The organism is Kitasatospora sp. NPDC007106 (assembly GCF_040634455.1).
Taxonomy (GTDB): Bacteria; Actinomycetota; Actinomycetes; order Streptomycetales; family Streptomycetaceae; genus Kitasatospora; species Kitasatospora arboriphila.
In genome coordinates this window covers 1-1,001 of sequence record NZ_JBEYFP010001492.1, presented here as the reverse complement: position 1 = coordinate 1,001, position 1,001 = coordinate 1, and the positions used below count along the sequence as shown (strand labels likewise).

Annotated in this window: 1 protein-coding gene; it reads left to right on the top strand. The window is 76.8% G+C overall.

Annotation, left to right across the window (positions count from 1 at the left end; translation table 11 throughout):
• Positions 1-1,001, top strand: a 1,001-nt coding sequence (locus ABZ641_RS39515) for an O-antigen ligase family protein (protein ID WP_359989590.1), incomplete at both ends; no start/stop codon positions are given.

The window sequence follows — 1,001 nt, the reverse complement described above, 5'->3', positions numbered from 1 at the left end:
GTGCCCGCCGCCGTCGCCTGCGCGCTGCGCACCCGCCGCGACCGCCGGCTGGTGCTGGGCGCCTTCGTCGCCGCCGCCCTGGTCGAGGGCGCGGTCGGCGCGCAGCAGTACCTCACCCGCACCGGCGCCTCGTACGCCGGCCAACCGGTCCGGGCCGTCGGCACCTTCGGCGCCCTGGACATCATGGCGATGTCCACCGTGGTCAGCTTCGGACTGCTCGCCGCGCTCGCCCTGGCGCTCGGCGAACGCGGCCCCGGCGGCCGGCCCGCCCTGCGCCGGGCGCTGTACGCCGCGGCCGCGCTGCTGACCTTCCCGCTCGCCGTCTCCTTCAGTCGCGGCAGCTGGATCGCCTGCGCCGCGGCCGTCGCCGTGCTGATGCTGCGCGCCGACGCCCGGCTCGCCCTGCGCTGCGCGGTGATCGGCGCGGCCGCCGCGGTGGTGCTGGTCGGCGGACTCGGCCTCGGTGCCTCCGGCGTCGCCGAGCGGCTCGGCAGCATCGGCTCGGTGCAGGCCGCCCCCGACCAGTCGGTCAGCGACCGCTACGACCTGTGGGCGACCGCCGGACGGATCTGGCAGGACCACCCCGCCACCGGCGCCGGGCCCAAGGCCTTCCAGCAGCTGCGCGACGGCCACGCCCCGCTGCGGCTCTCCTCCGGCAGCGACGCCGAGGACGCCACGATCGGCTTCCAGCGCGAACCGCTGCTCTCACCGCACAACATGTACTTCCTGGTGCTCAGCGAGCAGGGACTGCTGGGCATCACCGCGTACGCCGCGCTCTTCCTCGCCCTGCTGACCGGCTGCCTGCGCCGGGCCCGCGGCGGCGCCCTGGCCGCGCTCGCCCTGCTGGTCTGGATCCTCGTCGACTTCCTCTACGCCGACATCGGCGGCACCACCACCGTGCTGACCTCGGTGGTGCTCGGCCTCGCGGCCCGGGCCGCCTTCCATCCGGCTGCCGGGGTCGCTGCCCCAGCCGTCGGCGTGGTCCCCGCGCGGGTGCCGAC